The sequence below is a fragment of the Synechococcus sp. H55.10 genome (assembly GCF_047502715.1).
GTDB lineage: Bacteria > Cyanobacteriota > Cyanobacteriia > Thermostichales > Thermostichaceae > Thermostichus.
In genome coordinates this window covers 24,116-41,146 of the sequence record NZ_JANSJJ010000114.1, presented here as the reverse complement: position 1 = coordinate 41,146, position 17,031 = coordinate 24,116, and the positions used below count along the sequence as shown (strand labels likewise).

Here is a 17,031-nt window from a genome sequence, read left to right as displayed (position 1 = left end):
CGTAGATGTGTATAAGACACACCGACCCCTCTCCCGGAGGGACGACCCTCACCCCCAACCCCTCTCCCTCAGGGACGACCCTCACCCCCAACCCCTCTCCCGGAGGGAGAGGGGAGTTAGAGCGGTGCGTTCGCGACGGCGTTCAATAACGAGGTAGCCAGCCGTTTCGGTGCTGGTTGGGAGAAGCAGTGCGGCAAGGGTTGCACCCGATCGCTGAAAAACGCGGCGCGGAAGCCCTTGGCTCCTACTTTGGAGTTGAGCAGCGGCCCCAGTAGCCGCTTCCTCTATGTTCCGTCTGCTTTCCCAGGGTAAAGAGAACTATATTGGTCTCTAGGGCCATCGGCCCAGATCTCCCTCTTGTCCTTGCCATGCTCCAAACCCTGCCCCGTTCAGAGATTGCCGCCCGTTTGCAGCAGTTGCGCCAGCTTTTGCAGGAACAAAATCTAGATGGTTTTTGGGTGCCCTCGGCTGATGAGCACCTCAATGAGTATTTGCTGGAACATCGCAAGCGGCGGCAGTGGATTACAGGCTTTACCGGCTCGGTGGGGGATGCTCTGATCAGCCAAGACAGGGCCTGGCTGTGGGTGGATCCCCGCTACCACGAGCAGGCGGAGCGGGAAGTGGATCCCAACCTGTTTACCGTCATCAAAGGCGGCCTGCCGGATCAGCCCAGCCTGATGGAGATCGTAGAAGAGCTGGGATCCGGCTTTCGCCTAGGAGTGGATCCCTTCACGGTGTCAGTGGCCAGCTACCGGCAGTTGCAGACCCACGCCCAAGCCGGGGGGGTGCTGCTGATTCCAGTGGCGGAAAACCCCGTGGACAAGCTGGGATCCCGTCAGGCCCTTTCCGATCAGCCCATCTATCCTGTCCCTGTCCACCTCTGCGGGGCCAGCGCGGCAGAAAAGCTGGCCCAGGTGCGCCAGGAGATGCGCCGCAAGCGGGTGGGATTGTTGCCCCTAACCAAACTGGATCAGGTGGCCTGGCTGTTTAACCTGCGCGGCTCTGACATCCCCTACAACCCGGTATTCTGCGCCTACGCGCTGGTCGGCCTGGAGAGGGCTGCCCTGCTTACTGACCTGGAGCGCCTCACGCCCTCGGCTCGGCAAATGCTGGTGGAAGCCGAGGTCGAGCTCTGGCCTTACGAGGCTTACCCGGAACAGCTGCCCCAGTGGGCCAAGGGCTACGGGCCGGTGGGATTGGATCCCAAGCAAACCACTCAGGGCACGCAAGAGCTGCTGCAAGGGATCCCCTGTCGCGAGCTGGATCACCCCGTGGAGGCCCTCAAGGCGGTGAAAAACCCCACCGAGCTGGAGCAGATGCGGCTGGCCAACCGCAAGGCCAGCCGGGCCAAGATCCGCACCCTGGCCTGGATTGACCGGCAAATTCAAGCGGGGATCCCCATCAGCGAAGCCGATGTGGCTGCTGTTATGGAGGCCCACTACCGCGAGGAAGGGGATTGGGTGGGCCTGAGCTTTAACACCATCGCCGGGGCCGGCGCCAACAGCTCCATTGTCCACTACGGCACCCCGGATCCCCAGAAGTTCCTGCAGCCAGGCGAGTTGTTTTTGTTGGATTCGGGATCCCACTACCTGGGGGGCACTACCGACGCTACCCGCACCCTCTGGATTGGCTCGGAACCGGCGGATCCCTTGTGCCAGCGGCGCTACACCGAGGTGCTGAAAGCCCACATCCAGTGCGCCCGCCAGATCTTCCCCCCGGATACCTACGGGGTCTCCTTGGATGGCATTGCCCGCTCCAGCCTCTGGCAGGCAGGGCTGGACTACGGCCACGGCACCGGCCACGGCGTTGGCGCCTTCTTGAACGTCCACGAGGGGCCCAACGGGATCCACCGCCGCGCCACCACCCCCTTCAAGGTAGGTATGATCACTAGCATTGAGCCGGGCTACTACCAGCCGGGCTGGGGTGGGATCCGCCTGGAGAATCTCTACGAGGTGATCCCCATCCCGGAGCCGGAGGGCTGGATGGGCTTTCGTTCCCTGACTTGGATCCCTTTTGATGGGCGCCTGATCGACTGGGATCTCTTAGACGAGGCGCAACGGGCTTGGCTTGATGAGTATCACCGGCAGGTCTATGCCATCCACCACGCCACCTTGTCAGAACAGGATGCCGCCTGGTTAAAGCGCGCCTGTGGACTCAGTTGATGTACTCGCGCAAGCGTTGCCCGGCAAATCCCGTGGCAAAGAGCGCAGAAAGGATCCCCGCAGTTGGCCGCAGGCGGCATTGCCATCCAAGCCACGGGTTTGGCGCACACTGGCCTGCACCTGGTGCTCTTCAAGCTGGCGGACAAACGCCTCGACTCGTGCGGGATGGGGGCGTTGATAGTCGGCTTCCGAGATGGGGTTGTAGGGGATCAAGTTCACGTGCAGTTGCACCCCTGACCGGCTGGCCTGCTGCAACAAGTGCGCCAGTTGGCGGGCATGAATGGGCAGATCGTTCACCCCAGACAGCAGGGTATATTCAAAGCTGACTCGCCGCCCGGTGCGCCGCATGTAGTCGCGGCAATCCTGGATCAGAGCCTCCAAAGGGTAGTGGGTTGCCGCAGGGATCAACCGCTGCCGCAGCTCTTGATTGGGGGCATGCAGGCTGACCGCCAGAGTAATTTGCAGATCCTGCTGCGCCAGCCAGGCAATTTGCCGAGGTACACCCACCGTCGAGAGGGTGATGTGCCGTTGGCCGATGCCGATATCTTGGTTTAGGCTGCGGATGGCTTGCACCACCGTATCGCGGTTGAGCAGCGGTTCCCCCATGCCCATAAAAACCACGTGGCTGACACGACGGCCAAAATCTTCCTGCACCGTCAGCACCTGATCCAAAATCTCGTGCAGCTCCAGGTTGCGCCGGTAGCCCATCTTGCCGGTGGCACAGAAATCGCAAGCCATGGGGCAGCCCACCTGAGAAGAGACACAGACCGTCAGACGCTTGGCCGTTGGGATCCCGACCGTTTCGATCAACTGCCCATCCGCCAGCCCCAGCAGAAACTTCACAGTGCCATCGCGGGCCTCTGTCCGTTGCACGATGCGCGAGCGCCCCACCGGGTAGTTTTGCACCGCCTCCCGCCAAGCTTTGGGAAACACCGTCACCTGTTCCAGGGAGCGGATCCCTTTTTGGTAGATCCAAGTGTGCAGTTGTTGCCCGCGATAGGCCGGCTGTCCTTGGGCAACTGCCCAGTCTTTCAGGGCAGATAAGGATTGCCCCAGCAGAGGAGTGGGTAGGGCCGACATCAGTCCATCTCAAACGAGCTCTCAAAAGGTGGTCTGGCTCCTCCACTCTAGCCTGTTCCCGTGACCCAACCCCCTTCCCACCAGCGCGTCGATGAGGTGGTTCCCTCTTGCCCAAAAGTACTAGAGTGGATTTCTGTAGAGGGTGTTGTAGAGGATCCGAAACAGTAAGGACTACGTCCCGCTGACGCGAAAGAGAGCCCTCGATCTGCATCTTTTGAACCCATTAAACCCATCTAAACCTATGTCTGTCTCCCCGCAACTGGCTCGACTGGCCACCTGGATGGCAGGCCACTTCAATAACCTACAACAGGCGATCGCCGAGCCCGTCTGGTTCGCCAATATTCATGTGTACCAATGCCCCTTGCCTTGGTCGGTGTTGCAGGGGGTGGGGTTTTATGTGGAGCAACTGTACGATATTTACCCTGAACAGCCCTACCGGCAGCGGGTGATCCACCTCTTCGAGACCTCAGAAGGGATCCGGATTCAAAATTATGCGCTGACGGCTCCTGACTCCTACAAGTGTGCCGGTCGAGAGTTGCAGAAATTGGCCAGCCTGACAGCAGCCGAGTTGGAACTCTTGCCCGGCTGCATTACTCAGGTGGAATGGACGGGATCCTGCTATCGGGGCCGCAGCGTGCCCGGCAAAGGCTGTATTGTCGAACGCAAAGGCAGAACCACCTACCTGTACAGCGAATTTGAGATCGGGGCCGACTACTTTCACAGCTTAGACCAAGGGCGGGATCCCCAGACCGATCAAGTGATCTGGGGATCCCTGTCGGGGCCTTTTCGGTTTGTCAAAAAACAGGATTTTTCCGGGTACCTGCCGCAGTGGGCTGAGGAGCTGAACCATAAAGCTGTTGGAGCGACTGGTTGAGCGGCTGCAGGCGCTGAGGATCCCGTTCCCCCCGCCGGAGCTCTCGGCAAGAGCTGGTCTGGCTAACCCTGCGGCTACTGCCGGCTTCTTGGGCTCTGGAGCCATGGGGGCAGTGATGGCAGCTTTGGATCGGGCTCGTGTGAGCGTTGAAAGTAGCAACAAAATGGATCTGTCCTAGCCCTTGCCCCCAATCCAACTCATGGATGGAAACGGAAATTCTCTCTCCCACCTCTGAACACATTGCCGTAGCGGCTGCCGCCTTGCGACAGGGCCAGTTGGTGGCCATGCCCACGGAGACGGTCTATGGCTTGGCAGGCAATGGCTTGGATGAGCAGGCGGTGGCGAGTATTTTTGCCGCCAAGGAGCGTCCCCGCTTCGATCCCCTGATCCTACATCTACCGGCTGGGGTGACCCTAGAAGAATTGCAGGGATGGCTGGTGGATGTATCGGCTTTTACTCCCACCGCCCGCGCCTGGCTGGGATCCCTGATCGACACCTTTTGGCCGGGGCCTCTGACCCTGGTGCTGCCCAAGTGCCCCACTGTGCCGGATCTGGTGAGCAGTGGGTTGCCCACCGTTGCCCTGCGGGTGCCCGCTCACCCGGTGGCTCAAGCCTTGCTGCAGGCAGTACAAACCCCTCTGGCCGCTCCCAGTGCCAACCGCTTTGGTCGCATCAGCCCCACCTCAGCCCAAGCGGTTGCTGCAGAGCTGGGCGGGCGGATCCCCTACATCTTGGATGGGGGAGCGTGTGCCGTGGGCCTGGAATCCACCGTGCTTAAGCTCAGCCCGGAAGGGATCCCGACGCTGCTGCGCCCAGGGGGGATCCCGCTGGAAGCCCTGGAGGCCCACCTGGGCCTACCCATCCACTTGGCCCCGGAACAGGCCCCTGGAGTGCCGGAGGCGCCGGGACGGCTGAGCAGCCACTATGCCCCTGGCAAGCCCCTCTGGCTTTTGCCCACCGCCTTTGCCCAGCTTCAGCCCGGCGATTGGCAACAGATACAGCACCTGGCGACCGGTCATTCCCACCTGGGCATCCTCAGTTTTGCCGCGGATCCCCAGGCTTTGCTAAACCACCTCTCCCGCCACTGGCCAGGAGTTCTTTTCAGTGTGGAATGCTTGGGCTCGGATCCCAACACAGCCGCCCGCGCCCTCTTTGCCAGTTTGCGCCGTCTGGATGAAGGGGATGCCACGCTCCTGTTGGCAGAACCCCCACCCCTCTCGACGGGGTTGGGCTATGCGATGATGGATCGGCTACGCCGGGCCAGCAGCCTATGGAACCCTCCCCTCTCGTGGCCATCCTAATGGGCAGCGACTCCGATCTGCCCACCCTTGCACCCGCCGCCCAGGTGTGCGAGGAGTTTGGGATCCCTTACCAGATGCAGATCCTCAGTGCCCACCGTACCCCGGAGGCGATGGTGGAGTTTGCCCGCCGCGCCCATACCCAAGGGATCCGCGTCATCATCGCCGGGGCAGGCGGGGCAGCCCATCTGCCGGGAATGGTGGCCTCCCTCACCCCCCTGCCGGTGATCGGGGTGCCGGTGCTCAGCCAACCTCTGCAGGGGATAGACTCGCTGTACTCAATTGTGCAAATGCCCAAAGGGATCCCGGTGGCCACGGTGGCCATTGGCAACGGCCACAATGCGGGTCTGTTGGCGGTGCAGATCTTGGCCAGTGGGGATGCCGACCTGCTGCGGCGGGTGATCGCTTACCGGGAAAGCCTCAAACAGACGGTACAGCAGAAAAATGCCCAGTTGCAAACCCAAGGGTGGAAAATCTATCTCGGTCGTCTCGGCGAAACGCAACCAGCATAATTTATTAGTAGTTAGAAAAAAGCGTCTACATCTTGCCACCTTACAGAAGGCCGGATGGGACAAAGTTTTGGGAGTAGCCAGCGGTGAAACATCAATCGGGTCGCCCCTCTACCGGCCAGGGATCCTGGCCAGAGTATCTGCAGCGGGTGGGGCGTGGGGCAATGGAGACGGGATCCCAAGTGGCGCTGTGGATCCTAGCGGGGCCGCAATGGCGGGTTTTGGCCCTGTCGGGCTTGGCCTTGGCGGGGCTGGCCTTTTGGAATGGGCGGCTGGCCCTCTCTCTGGGAGTGGGCACCTCGGTCATGTTGGGGCTCTACGGGGTGCGCAGCCCCGAGTTCAGCCGCCGCTGGCAGGAGTGGCAAGCCTGGTTGCGACAGGCGGATCGCTCGCTTTTGCTGGCGGTTGGCGCGGGGGCAGCCGCCACCTTCGGCACCTACACCCTCGTTTCCATCTGGGCGGAATCCAACCAGCGTTGGCTGGCCACCGGCGCTATTTTGCAGGGATTGGCCACGCTGGCGTTGTTATCGTTGCTGTTTGGGGAGTGGCTCAGCCGCCGACAAGAGCGGCAGCGTTCTCAACTGGAGCGCCATCTCAGCGACATTGCCTCTCCCGACGCCTTCAAACGGCTGGCAGGGGTTCGCCGCTTGCAGAGTTTAATGGGTCACCTGGAGCCCGAGCAAACCCGTCTGGCAGTGGATTATCTGCGGCTGGCCCTCGACCAAGAGACGGTAGCCGTTGTGCGGGAAGCCCTGCTGGAAGCCCTGCAAGGATGGGGGATCCTGCGCCGCCTCAACGATTTGACGGATCTCAAACACCCCAGCCGGGATCCCTCCTCAAACTAGGACGACAGCTGCCCCGGCCCTCCCGCCAAAAGGCTTCCCTTGGAGCTAGCCTGCAAGGAAGGCTAGGATCCCTTACTATGTATGAGTAATGATCTCCAACCGCTCCTCATAACCGCACCCTGCCAGCATGTACACCATTTCCGACTTTGACCGCCTGATCCAGTTTCTCCCGGTGGAGATCCGACCCGAGGTGCAGATCGAGATCGGCACCCCTGACCAATCTCGGGTTGTGCAGCCGCTCTGGCGCTTTCCCTGGCAAAAGTACACCCGCTTCGCCATCGACCTCAGCCGCTGGCAAAAGCTGAACCCTGACCAACAAAAGATTTATTTTCTACGGGAAGCGGTGATGGCCACCGAGCTGGCCTTGGGGGATAACTGGTCGGCCCTGTTGCTGTATCCCGCCTTGATCGGGGCCGGCAGCATGGGCATTTTGGTGGAGCTACAAATGGGGGATAACCTCGGCGTGGGCCTGGCAGCCGGCTTGGCGGCATCGGCGGTGTTTCTGCTGCGTAAAGCAGAGAAAGGCCAGAAGGCCCAGGTGGCAGCCGACGAGTTTGCCGTGCGCTATGCCTCCCAAAATGGCTACAGCCCCGAACAGGCGGCTGCCATTTTGCTGAGCGCGCTGCAGCAGGTGGCTATCCTGGAAGATCGCGTTAAGGATGACTACGACACCATCATGCGCCGCCGCAACCTGGAGTTTTTGGCGCAGCGGGGCCTGGGCTCCGGCACCTTGACCATCAATCCCAAGTACCGCAACAAGGGCCAAGGCCCCAACCCCTACCAAAATCCCTTCCAGCGCTGAGGGCTCAGGGCATGCGCAGCTCCCCTTCCACCTCCAGGCGGGTGTAAGGGCCGATGGCGAGGAAGCGCTCCCCTAGCATTTCGGCAGCGGCAGGTTGGATCCAGCCCATGCGCTGCAGCAGATGCAAAGCCAAGGCATATTTGGCCCGCGCGGCCCCATCCTGTACCTTGATGGCCAGGCCCATCCCCTCTCCGACGCGCCCAATGCACTGGATCCCTTCGGCGCCGGACTTGCTGACCAGCTCGCCTTGGGTGGCCCGCATCAATTCTGTGTCGAAACATCCCTGTCCGGCCACCATTTCCGGGTGGTGGGTCATGGCGCGGGCGATGGCCTCCAAGTCGGGCCGCTCGCCGGCAGTCAGTTGGGCAAATAGAGAGGCCAAATGGTTCAGTTGCAGTTGGTAGGTGGGCACGCCGCAGTCATCGCGGGCAAACAAAAACTCTTCCGAGGGCATCTGCAATAGATCCGCCAACTTAGCCCGCACCAGGGCCTGAACGGGGTGTTGCCGCTGGGCGTAGTCCGGCAGGGTCCAGTTCTGGGCGCGGCTTGCTAGCAGCATGCCAGCATGCTTGCCGGAGCAGTTGTGGCACAGGGGGCTGGGCTTGCCGGGTGGGGTGGGGCAGACCAGCAGCTCGGGAGACAGGTCGGCGCGCCAGAGCATGCTGAACACCTGCCGCGCATGGGCCGTGGTGCCCTGATGGGATCCGCACATAATGGCGATATCCTTCTCGCTGAGGCGGTAGCGCTCGCGGATGCCGGTGGAGAGCATGGCCAGCGCTTGGAAGGGTTTGAGCGCAGAACGGGCAAAAACAGGGGTGGTGCTGTTGCCGGCCATGGCCAGGGAGCGCCCGCGGCTATCGGCCACGACCGCTTGGCAATGATGGATAGATTCGGTCAACCCTTCCCGCAAAACATGGATCAACAGTTCGGGGGTGGTGGAACGATTCTCAAATGACATGAAATCCTGGGAAAGGGCCGACGAGTCTGAAAAAAGGATGTGTACTTTAATCAAATCATACGCGCAGATCCGGCGCGAGACGTTGTCGGAACCTTTCTAAGTAGCAAAATAGAACAGTTGCCTCTGGATCCCTGACTTCTGCCATGTCCTTAGCTCCACTGGTGTTTTTGGTTTGTCACGGCAGCCGGGATCCGGAATACCAACAGGCGGCGGCGGATTTGCTGGCCCGGGTGCGGCAGCGGCTGGCTCCTCAGCCGGTGGAGCTGGCCCAGTTGGAAGGTCAGCCCCTGACCTTGGCAGAGCAGATTCACAGACAATTGGCCTCCTGTCTGGATAGAGTCGATGGGCCGGTGGTGCTGCTGTCGCTGTTTATGGGCGGGGGATCCCATGTGGAGGAGGATTTGCCGGCTGCGGTGGAGCAGGTTCAAGCTCGCTGGCCGCGGCTGAAGCTGCTGTTGACGCCCCCCATCGGCCAGCACCCGGCCCTGCTCGATTTGGTGGCGGCTCGCGTGGTTGCGGCGCAGCGGTTGGGGGAACTGACCCACGGCTGGATCCTATTTGGCCATGGCAGCCGCCTGCCGGGATTTGCCGCCCAGCTCCAGGCCGGGATCCAAGCTCTGGAACAGCGCCTGCCCGGAATTCCCATCCACCTGGCTTTTGCCGCCCAGCCCCCGACACTGGAAGCGGCTGTAATCCATTGCCTGCGTCTGAGCCAGTATCGCCTGCGGGTGCTGCCGTTTTTTCTTTTTCCGGGCGGTCTGCTGCGCGCTTTACAAGAACAAGCTCAGCGGCTACAGCGAGAATGGCCCTTGCTGCAGATTACGGTGGAGCCGCCCCTCTGGCGGGATCCCCAGGTGGTACAGGCCATCCAGGAGACCCTGCAGACGGCCTGTCTGACCGGGAAGTAGGGTTGGTTGGTCAAAACTGTCTTGTTCCAGCAGAATAGATATTTCCGACAAGCTATTGGGATTTGAGATGGGCAAAGTGTATCTGGTGGGGGCAGGGCCTGGGGATCCGGGACTGCTGACGGTCAAGGGCAAAGCGCTGCTCGCCCATGCGGACGTGGTCATCTACGATGCCCTGGTGGGATCCCCCATTTTGGATCTGATCCCACCCACAGCAGAACGAATCTACGCCGGCAAACACTGCGGCGCCCATACCCTCCCGCAGGAGCAAATCACCGCCTTGCTGATCGAGAAAGCCCAGACGGCAGCCGTGGTGGTGCGCCTCAAGGGCGGGGATCCCTTCATCTTCGGGCGGGGGGGCGAGGAGATGCTGGCCCTGGTCCAGGCCGGGATCCCGGTGGAAGTGGTGCCGGGAATTACGGCGGGCATGGCCGCCAGCGCCTATGCTGGGATCCCACTCACCCATCGCGACCTCAGCTCCTCGGTTGCCTTCGTAACCGGCCATGAGGCGGTAGGGAAATACCGCCCCCAGGTCAATTGGCGTGCCCTAGCGGAGGCCGTAGAAACCTTGGTGATCTACATGGGTATGCACAACCTCGGCCACATCGCCGCCGAATTGTTGGCCGGCGGCAAAGCTCCCGACACCCCCGTTGCCCTGATCCGCTGGGGCACCACGCCGGAGCAAGAGATTCATCTGCTCCGTTTGGAGACTCTAGCCGGTCAGCCCTCGCCTGTAGCACCGCCCGCCATTGTCGTGGTGGGAGCGGTGGTCAATCTGGCCGGCCTGTTGCCCACTCTATGTCCGCTTGCCCCTTCAGAGCCTCAATGAACGCCTTTTTTCGCAAGCTGAGCGCCCTCTTTGCCGCCTACTACGCCTACATGCTGGAGTACCGGGCGGAGCTGATCCTGTGGGTGTTGGCCGGATCCCTGCCCTTGATCATGATGGGGCTCTGGAGCGAAGCCGCCCGTTCAGGAGATTTCTCGCTCTCTTCCCTGGAGTTCAGCCGCTATTTTCTGGCCGTGTTCCTGGTGCGCCAGTTCAGCATCACCTGGGTGATCTGGGACTTTGAGCGGGAGGTCGTCGAAGGCAAGTTATCGCCGCGTCTGTTGCAGCCTCTGGATCCCGCTTGGCACCACGTCGCCAGCCACCTGATGGAGCGCCTGGCCCGTCTCCCCTTTACCATAGCTTTGATTGCCTTCTTTTTTCTGCTCTACCCCCGTGCTTTTTGGATCCCGTCTTGGCAACAGGTGGCACTGGGATCCCTGGCCATTCTGTTGGCTTTTGCCCTGCGCTTTCTTATGCAGTACACCCTGGCGCTGCTGGCCTTTTGGGTGGAGCGAATATCGGCTCTGGAGCAGCTTCATTTCTTGGTGTACCTGTTTTTGTCGGGGGTGATCGCCCCTCTGGAGGTGTTTCCACCGGCGGTGCGCCAGGTCTTGGCCTGGACGCCCTTTCCCTACTTGGTGCATTTTCCCGCCGGCCTCTGGGTGGGGATCCCACAAGATATCCCGCGCGGTTTTGCCATGGGCCTGGCCTGGCTGGGGCTGTTTTGGCTGGTCAACCGCTGGCTGTGGCGCAAGGGTTTGCAACGCTACTCCGGGATGGGAGCCTAAACAAACCTATTTCCCAGTCCGCCTGAGCCGGCAGCAAGACTGCTTCTGGAACGACTATTATGGGGCAGGGGTTAGTTGATCGCCAGCATCCTATCTGGACTTAAACTTGCGGCAAGAGGTGAATAGCGCCCTCAGATCATCTCTTTAGTCATTCCTCAACAGCCTCTCCCGCTAGTCATCATGAAGCGCGTATTGGTCGTAGATGACGATCCCCTCTCTTTAAAGGTGCTGAGCCGCCACTTGACTCAGCACGGCTATCGGGTTTGTACGGGCACTTCGGGTGTAGAAGGGCTGCGCCTGTTTGCCCAAGAGCAGCCGGATGTGGTGGTGTCGGATGTGGTGATGCCGGAAATGGATGGCTTCGAGTTTTGCCGGCAACTGCGGCAACAGCGGGGCGGCGAACTCGTCCCCTTTATCTTTCTCTCCTCTCGCAGCGAGTTGGACGACCGCGTTCAGGGCTACGAGTGGGGAGCCGACGACTACATCATCAAGCCCTTCGAGCCGCTGGAGCTGGTGGCCAAGATCGAGGCGCAAATCGAACGATCCCGCCGCACCCAGTTGGAGATTCTGCGCCTGATCCAGCAGCAAACCCAGGCCAAAGCCGAAACTGCCCCCCGTCCCACCTTGGCAGATCTTCCCCTTACCCCTGCTGAGGAGCGGGTGTTCCGGGAAGTGATCCGCGGCCTCACCAACAAGCAAATCGGCGAGAAGCTGTTCATCAGCCCGCGCACTGTGCAAACTCACCTGACCAACATCCTCAGCAAGCTTTCTCTGGAAAATCGCTCGCAACTGGTGCGCTTTGCCTATGAGCGAGGCTACAGCGCCCAAGAGGAGCCGGACTCTCTTTCAGGCCAGGTGTAGCTGCAAAACAGAACGCGGCGCCTTGCGCACCCGACAGGGGATCCGCTCCTTGCCCAAGCGGACAAATGCCTCGTAGCGGTGGCAGCCGGAGAACCCATAGTATTCTCCCTCCACTTCCAAAACTTCGATCGGCTCCTGCAGCCCGATTGCTTCGATGGAAGCCATCAGCGCCCGCACTTTCTCCGGATCCGTCTGCCGCGGCAAGGGGCGACGAATTTGGGCCAGGGGAATCTCGCGAATGTGCGCCATGGTGAATTTTCTCCCTAGGTAAGCTCCTTAATCATACTCATTATGACTTTGCTCTAGCAAGGCTTGCAGAGGGAGTGGATTCTCAGGTCAGAGCATGGCAGGATAGCACCATTCCTCACTGCCCTTTCGCTCAGGAGCCAACTTAGCCATGTGGCAACTCCTCCAAGCTTTCTGGGGAAAGATCGCTGGCCAAGCTCCCCCCGTACCCCCTGGCAAGGCCCCCCAAACCCCCCCTGGCGAGATGCCGCTGCAGCCACCTTCTCCCCGCCCAGCAGAAGCCTCTCAGCCCACGCCGGAACCTTCCACTCCAGCAGTAGCTGGGCAAGGTGGGGAAGCAGCAGTGTTGATCTCTTCTCAGGAGCAATCCCCGGACTCTAATGCAGTGGAATTTCCCCTGGGCACCTCTACGGCCAAAAGCATCGGCAGCTTCTGGGCCATGGCCGATACGGGATCCCGGATTTCCCGCATTGCTTCCGCCACCGACAGTGGCCGTGCGATCAGTGCCATTGCAACTGCCAGACTGCGCCAGCCGGAATAGAAGCTGGGATCCCTCTGGCTTTGGGGAAAGCAGTGTCTGCCCGGCTGTGACCCGTCTGGGCTCAAGGCAAGGTTCAAGAGTGCCCCGCCTTTTTGTCCGCTCCAGAGCCTGGGTTTTCAAAATGGAGCTCAACAACACCATCGTTGCAAACATGTGAAGACATTTTCCAAGCGTCAGGAGTTGCTGGATATGCTGGAGACCCTCTTCAACGCGGCCAATTGGTTTGCTTTGCCTTTTTGGGCTTTGATGATCCTGCTGCCGGGCTGGAAAGTGACCCGTAGGGTGATGGAGTCGCTTTTGCCCATTGCCCTTTTGGCAACAGTTTATCTCTATCTTCTGGTTACCGGATTTAACGCCAATGCTCTCCAGGAGTTTTCCAATCCTCAGCTATCTCTGAACAGCCTGACTTCTCTATTCAGCCAGCCCTCGGTCATGGCGACGGGATGGGTTCACTACATTGTGATGGATCTATTTGTGGGCCGCTGGATCTTCTTGGAAGGCTGGGAAAAGCGAGTTTGGACAACTCACTCTCTGCTTTTGTGCTTGTTTGCTGGGCCGGTGGGTTTGCTCTCCCATCTGCTCACAGTGACCGTGGTGCAAGGGATCCGAAAGGGCCGGCCTGGGGTTGTTGGCTCGGATCAAAGCGCAGAAGTGCCGCAAGAATCCTCTTAACTCTTGCCCAATGCCTCTGAGCACCTGGATCCTATCGGCAGCCTTCCCCAATTGGACTAACGGCGGGTGCGGGATCGAGTCAGCCTTCGGATGGCTTTCGCCGCGCGATAGGTGGCCCAGATCAGGTGAACGAACAGGGCCAGCACCACCATCGCCACTGCCGCCGCCCCAACGTTGCCCAGCCAGCCCCACTCCTCTAGCCCCGTCAGGGCCACCAAGGCCCAAGAGGCAGGGTGCAGCATTCCCCCCAAAAGAAGAATCTGGGAAAACAGGTGCCCGGCTGTGAAGCGGGATCCCAGCGTCACCAGGGCCAGCCCGCCGCCGATGTTGATCAGCCCCATATTGCCCAAAAAGGCGTAGCAGATGTGCCAGGCGTACTTTTGTTTGGGCACCTCTTGCCAGGAAAGGGGCTCGGCAGGGATCCCTGGCAAATCTTGCGGAGCGGGCAGCAGCGGCTGAACCTGGCCGAGGATCCAGCCGAGAGCGATGGCGGCGACCAGCATCGCCACTCCCGCCTTCACATTTAACTTGCCGGGGATGGTTAGCTCAGGGTGGGCCCACATCGCCGATCCTCCGCCCAATCTGTCCTAGCCTATCCTGTCTTTGCCCCCCATTGGCCAACGGCCTCAATCCGTGGGATAGAGCGGCGTGCCACAGCGCTTACAAAACTGGGCATCCTCATCGTGCTGGGAGAGGCCACAGCCTGGGCAGGCCCACTGCACCGAGGTGCTGCTTTTCACCAGTTGCTTGATCAGCTCTCCCACCTGCCAAGGGATCAGGGCAACACCGGTCAAGATCATCAGCACCGTCAACAGCCGGCCCAGCTCAGAGGTGGGGGTGAGATCCCCAAACCCCACCGTGGTCATGGTGACAACAGAAAAGTAGAAAGCATCCAAAAAGGTGGCAAAAGCGCCGGGATTGACCGGATGTTCCACCTGGTAGATGAGGCCAGAGTAGACAAAGACAATCGCAAAGAGAGTAAAAAGGATGCGCAACAAGATGCGGGTGTCAGCGGAGATTACCTGACCAAATAGGGTCTTGCCCTCCACCAGGCGCAGCAGCCGCAAGATGCGGAACCAGCGCAAGAGGCGGATAAAGCGAATATCCGTCAGCCCGGCAAAAAAAGGCAAAATCGCCAGCAAGTCAATCAGCGAATAGAGACTAAAGAGGTAGCGCAGCTTTTGCGGAGCCGCTGCCCAGCGCAGCAGATACTCCACCACAAACAGGCCGAGGATGAGGCGATCCAACCGCTCCAGCCCAAGGCGCACCTGGGGAGAAATGGGGTAGGTCTGTACCACAAAAAAGGCAGACGAACAAAGAACCAACCCCGCCACCAGCCAGTTCACCCAGCGGCTTTCAGGAGTGTCTTGATCCCCCCAATACCGCTGGAGGAGGCCAGCAGGGACAAGCTCGGCTTGAGGGGGGGCCTGGGAGGGTAGGGTGGTCACAAACGGGATCCAGTTGGGAGAGATCGAGAGAGTTTCCTTTGAGCGCCTATTGGGCGTACCTTGACTAGGGTAATGGAAACTGGTAAGTGGAGCGAACTTCGCTCCTGCAAACGTCTAGGCTTGAGTTGAGTATTGAATCGATGTTGCCTCCCATTGTCCTGGCTTCGCAATCTCCTGCCCGCCGCCAATTGTTAGAAGCTGCCCGGATCCCTTTTCGCGTTCAACCCAGCTATTTTGACGAAAGCCAAATCCAAAGCTCGGATCCGGTGGAGCTGGTGCAGAAGCTGGCCTCGGCCAAAGCCGAAGTGGTGGCGGCCCAACAACGGCAGCCCGTCTTGGTTATCGGGGCCGACTCGGTGCTCTACCTAGGTGGCGAGATCCTGGGCAAGCCGGCCAATGCTCTGGAAGCGGAACGGCGCCTGCGGCAAATGCGGGGCGAAGTGGGAGAGCTCTACACGGGCCATGCCTTGATTGATACGAGGCAGAGCCGCCGCCTCGTCCACTATGCGGTCACACGGGTGTTTTTTGCCAAGCCCAGCGACGAGGAGATCCGCGCCTACGTGGCCACCGGCGAGCCGCTCAATTGTGCTGGCTGCTTTGCCATCGACGGTCGGGGCAGCCTGTTCGTGGAGCGGATCGAGGGGTGTCCTGGCAACGTCATTGGGCTGAGTTTGCCCCTGCTGCGGCGCATGATCCAGGAGCTGGGCTATTCCCTCACCGAGGCCTGGAGTTAGCCGTCCAGGTGCTGCCGGAGCAGCTCGTTGGCCAACTTGGGATCCGCCCGCCCCTCGGTTTTTTTCATCAATTGCCCGACAAAGTAGCCGAAGAGCTTGGTTTTGCCCCCCCGATACTGCTCAAGTTGCTCGGGGTTTTCCGCCAGCACCTCGGCGATCATCTGCTCCAAGAGGCTGCCATCGGAGATTTGGGTCAGGCCCTTGGCCTCCACCAGGGCGCGGGCCGAACCGCCTTTTTCCAGCAGCTCCGGCAGGATCTCCTTGGCAATTTTGCTGGAAATGACGCCCTGCTCGATGAGGCCGATTAGCTCGGCCAGGGTTTCCGGCTTCAGGGCGATGTCCGGGTAGTCCAGCTTGTGGGTGTTGAGGTAGCTGGCGATGTCGCTCATCATCCAGTTGGCGGCTGCCTTCGGGTCGGCGCCAGCGGCAACCACGGCCTCAAAGTACTCGGCGGTGTTGCGTTCGTCGCTGAGGTAGCGGGAGTCGTACACCGAAAGTCCGTACACCTCTTGGTAGCGCCGCCGCTTCACGCCGGGCAATTCCGGCAGCTCCGCCTGCCAGCGGGCTTTTTGCGCTTCGGTGACGCGGATGGGCGGCAGATCCGGCTCGGGGAAATAGCGGTAGTCGCTGGATCCTTCTTTCTTGCGCATGCTGATGGTGCGCTGGCTGTTTTCTTCCCAGAGGCGGGTTTCCTGCACGATGGGCTCGCCTGCTTCCACGGCTTTGACTTGGCGGTTGAACTCGTACTCGATGGCCCGCTGGATGGCGTTGAAGGAGTTCATGTTTTTGATTTCCACCTTCGTGCCGAAGGTCTGGCTCCCCAGCGGGCGCACCGAGATGTTGACGTCGCAGCGCAGGGATCCCTCCTGCAGGTTGCCGTCGCACAGCCCGGCGTAGCGCAGGATGCGGCGCAGCTCCTGCACATACTCGGCTGCTTCTTCCCCGGTGCGGATATCCGGCTCGCTGACGATCTCGATGAGGGGAACTCCCGCCCGGTTGAAATCCACCAGGGAATAGCTGGATCCTGAGAGCCGATCGCTGCCAGCGTGCACCAATTTGCCCGCGTCTTCTTCCATGTGCAGACGGGTGATGCCGATGCGCTTGCTGCGGCCATCGCTGAGCTGGATCTCGACCCAGCCCTGGGTGGCAATGGGCAGGTCGTACTGGGAAATTTGGTAGTTTTTGGGCAGGTCGGGGTAGAAGTACTGCTTGCGGTCGAACTTGCTGTAGGGGGCGATGGTGCAATTGAGGGCCAAGCCGGCCTTGACCGCGTATTCCAGCACCTTCTCGTTGAGTACCGGCAGCGTGCCGGGCAGGCCCATGCAGATGGGATCAATTTGGGTGTTGGGGGGAGCGCCAAAGGCCGTCGCGCTGCTGGAGAAGATCTTGGAGCGGGTGCTGAGCTGGCAGTGCACCTCCAACCCAATCACAGCTTCGTATTCCACTTTGGCAGGGGCAGCAACCGTCATAGCTTCGGAAAGA

General features: G+C 60.7%; 19 protein-coding genes. 13 read left to right on the top strand and 6 right to left on the bottom strand.

From position 1 onward, the window contains the following. Positions 1 to 323: 323 nt before the first annotated feature. Positions 324 to 2,162: an aminopeptidase P family protein gene (locus NW858_RS08080; protein ID WP_414520253.1), complete on the top strand. Its 1,839-nt coding sequence runs from the start codon at positions 324 to 326 to the stop codon at positions 2,160 to 2,162. Here NW858_RS08080 and rlmN read toward each other — a convergent pair. Then, entirely contained in the window at positions 2,136 to 3,242 is a 1,107-nt protein-coding gene (gene rlmN, locus NW858_RS08075; protein WP_414332483.1) for a 23S rRNA (adenine(2503)-C(2))-methyltransferase RlmN, read from the bottom strand. The genes NW858_RS08080 and rlmN overlap by 27 nt on opposite strands. Positions 3,243 to 3,483: 241 nt before the next feature. Between rlmN and NW858_RS08070 the strand changes: the two genes are divergently transcribed. From NW858_RS08070 to NW858_RS08050, 5 genes are all read left to right on the top strand, one after another. Then, positions 3,484 to 4,116: a chromophore lyase CpcT/CpeT gene (locus NW858_RS08070; RefSeq protein WP_414332481.1), complete on the top strand. Its 633-nt coding sequence runs from the start codon at positions 3,484 to 3,486 to the stop codon at positions 4,114 to 4,116. Between the two features lie 203 nt (positions 4,117 to 4,319). Further along, positions 4,320 to 5,417 (top strand): L-threonylcarbamoyladenylate synthase, encoded by a 1,098-nt coding sequence (locus tag NW858_RS08065; RefSeq protein WP_414520252.1) that lies wholly within the window; start codon positions 4,320 to 4,322, stop codon positions 5,415 to 5,417. Then, a complete protein-coding gene (purE, locus tag NW858_RS08060; RefSeq protein ID WP_414332477.1) occupies positions 5,387 to 5,926 on the top strand; it encodes a 5-(carboxyamino)imidazole ribonucleotide mutase in 540 nt (179 codons plus the stop codon). Before NW858_RS08065 ends, purE begins: the two co-directional genes overlap by 31 nt. Positions 5,927 to 6,009: 83 nt before the next feature. Then, positions 6,010 to 6,768: a hypothetical protein gene (locus tag NW858_RS08055; protein WP_414337072.1), complete on the top strand. Its 759-nt coding sequence runs from the start codon at positions 6,010 to 6,012 to the stop codon at positions 6,766 to 6,768. A gap of 127 nt (positions 6,769 to 6,895) precedes the next feature. Next, positions 6,896 to 7,570: a DUF3318 domain-containing protein gene (locus NW858_RS08050; protein ID WP_414337071.1), complete on the top strand. Its 675-nt coding sequence runs from the start codon at positions 6,896 to 6,898 to the stop codon at positions 7,568 to 7,570. A 4-nt stretch (positions 7,571 to 7,574) separates the two neighbouring features. Here NW858_RS08050 and NW858_RS08045 read toward each other — a convergent pair whose 3' ends face one another. Continuing rightward, the gene (locus tag NW858_RS08045; RefSeq protein ID WP_414427078.1) at positions 7,575 to 8,528 is read right to left on the bottom strand and encodes an asparaginase; all 954 of its coding nucleotides are present in this window, start codon (positions 8,526 to 8,528) and stop codon (positions 7,575 to 7,577) included. A gap of 143 nt (positions 8,529 to 8,671) precedes the next feature. Between NW858_RS08045 and NW858_RS08040 the strand changes: the two genes are divergently transcribed. From NW858_RS08040 to NW858_RS08025, 4 genes are all read left to right on the top strand, one after another. Further along, complete coding sequence (locus NW858_RS08040; protein WP_414520251.1) at positions 8,672 to 9,436, top strand: sirohydrochlorin chelatase; 765 nt, start codon at positions 8,672 to 8,674, stop codon at positions 9,434 to 9,436. 67 nt (positions 9,437 to 9,503) lie between these two features. Further along, on the top strand, positions 9,504 to 10,262 hold the full coding sequence (cobA, locus tag NW858_RS08035) for a uroporphyrinogen-III C-methyltransferase (RefSeq protein WP_414332467.1): 759 nt from the start codon (positions 9,504 to 9,506) through the stop codon (positions 10,260 to 10,262). Beyond that, positions 10,259 to 11,047 (top strand): ABC transporter permease, encoded by a 789-nt coding sequence (locus NW858_RS08030; RefSeq protein ID WP_414520250.1) that lies wholly within the window; start codon positions 10,259 to 10,261, stop codon positions 11,045 to 11,047. Before cobA ends, NW858_RS08030 begins: the two co-directional genes overlap by 4 nt. Positions 11,048 to 11,227: 180 nt before the next feature. After that, positions 11,228 to 11,908 carry a response regulator transcription factor gene (locus tag NW858_RS08025; protein WP_414332463.1) on the top strand — a complete coding sequence of 227 codons (681 nt, stop codon included), beginning with the start codon at positions 11,228 to 11,230 and terminating at the stop codon, positions 11,906 to 11,908. On the opposite strand, the gene NW858_RS08020 is transcribed toward NW858_RS08025, so the two are convergent. Then, complete coding sequence (locus NW858_RS08020; protein WP_414332461.1) at positions 11,894 to 12,157, bottom strand: ParB N-terminal domain-containing protein; 264 nt, start codon at positions 12,155 to 12,157, stop codon at positions 11,894 to 11,896. The genes NW858_RS08025 and NW858_RS08020 overlap by 15 nt on opposite strands. A 148-nt stretch (positions 12,158 to 12,305) precedes the next feature. On the opposite strand from NW858_RS08020, the gene NW858_RS08015 reads away from it, so the two are divergent. Beyond that, positions 12,306 to 12,695, top strand: coding sequence for a hypothetical protein (locus NW858_RS08015; protein WP_414369070.1), 390 nt, complete (start codon positions 12,306 to 12,308; stop codon positions 12,693 to 12,695). A 189-nt stretch (positions 12,696 to 12,884) separates the two neighbouring features. After that, positions 12,885 to 13,367: an ABA4-like family protein gene (locus NW858_RS08010; protein WP_414332457.1), complete on the top strand. Its 483-nt coding sequence runs from the start codon at positions 12,885 to 12,887 to the stop codon at positions 13,365 to 13,367. Positions 13,368 to 13,423: 56 nt separating this feature from the next. Here NW858_RS08010 and NW858_RS08005 read toward each other — a convergent pair whose 3' ends face one another. Next, positions 13,424 to 13,930: a hypothetical protein gene (locus NW858_RS08005; RefSeq protein ID WP_414336002.1), complete on the bottom strand. Its 507-nt coding sequence runs from the start codon at positions 13,928 to 13,930 to the stop codon at positions 13,424 to 13,426. A 63-nt stretch (positions 13,931 to 13,993) separates the two neighbouring features. Further along, positions 13,994 to 14,815: an ion transporter gene (locus NW858_RS08000; RefSeq protein WP_414336003.1), complete on the bottom strand. Its 822-nt coding sequence runs from the start codon at positions 14,813 to 14,815 to the stop codon at positions 13,994 to 13,996. 140 nt (positions 14,816 to 14,955) lie between these two features. Between NW858_RS08000 and NW858_RS07995 the strand changes: the two genes are divergently transcribed. After that, positions 14,956 to 15,549, top strand: coding sequence for a Maf family protein (locus tag NW858_RS07995; RefSeq protein ID WP_414336004.1), 594 nt, complete (start codon positions 14,956 to 14,958; stop codon positions 15,547 to 15,549). On the opposite strand, the gene gatB is transcribed toward NW858_RS07995, so the two are convergent. Then, positions 15,546 to 17,018, bottom strand: coding sequence for an Asp-tRNA(Asn)/Glu-tRNA(Gln) amidotransferase subunit GatB (gene gatB / locus NW858_RS07990; protein ID WP_414336005.1), 1,473 nt, complete (start codon positions 17,016 to 17,018; stop codon positions 15,546 to 15,548). The two genes, NW858_RS07995 and gatB, sit on opposite strands and share 4 nt — an antisense overlap. Positions 17,019 to 17,031 lie beyond the last annotated feature (13 nt).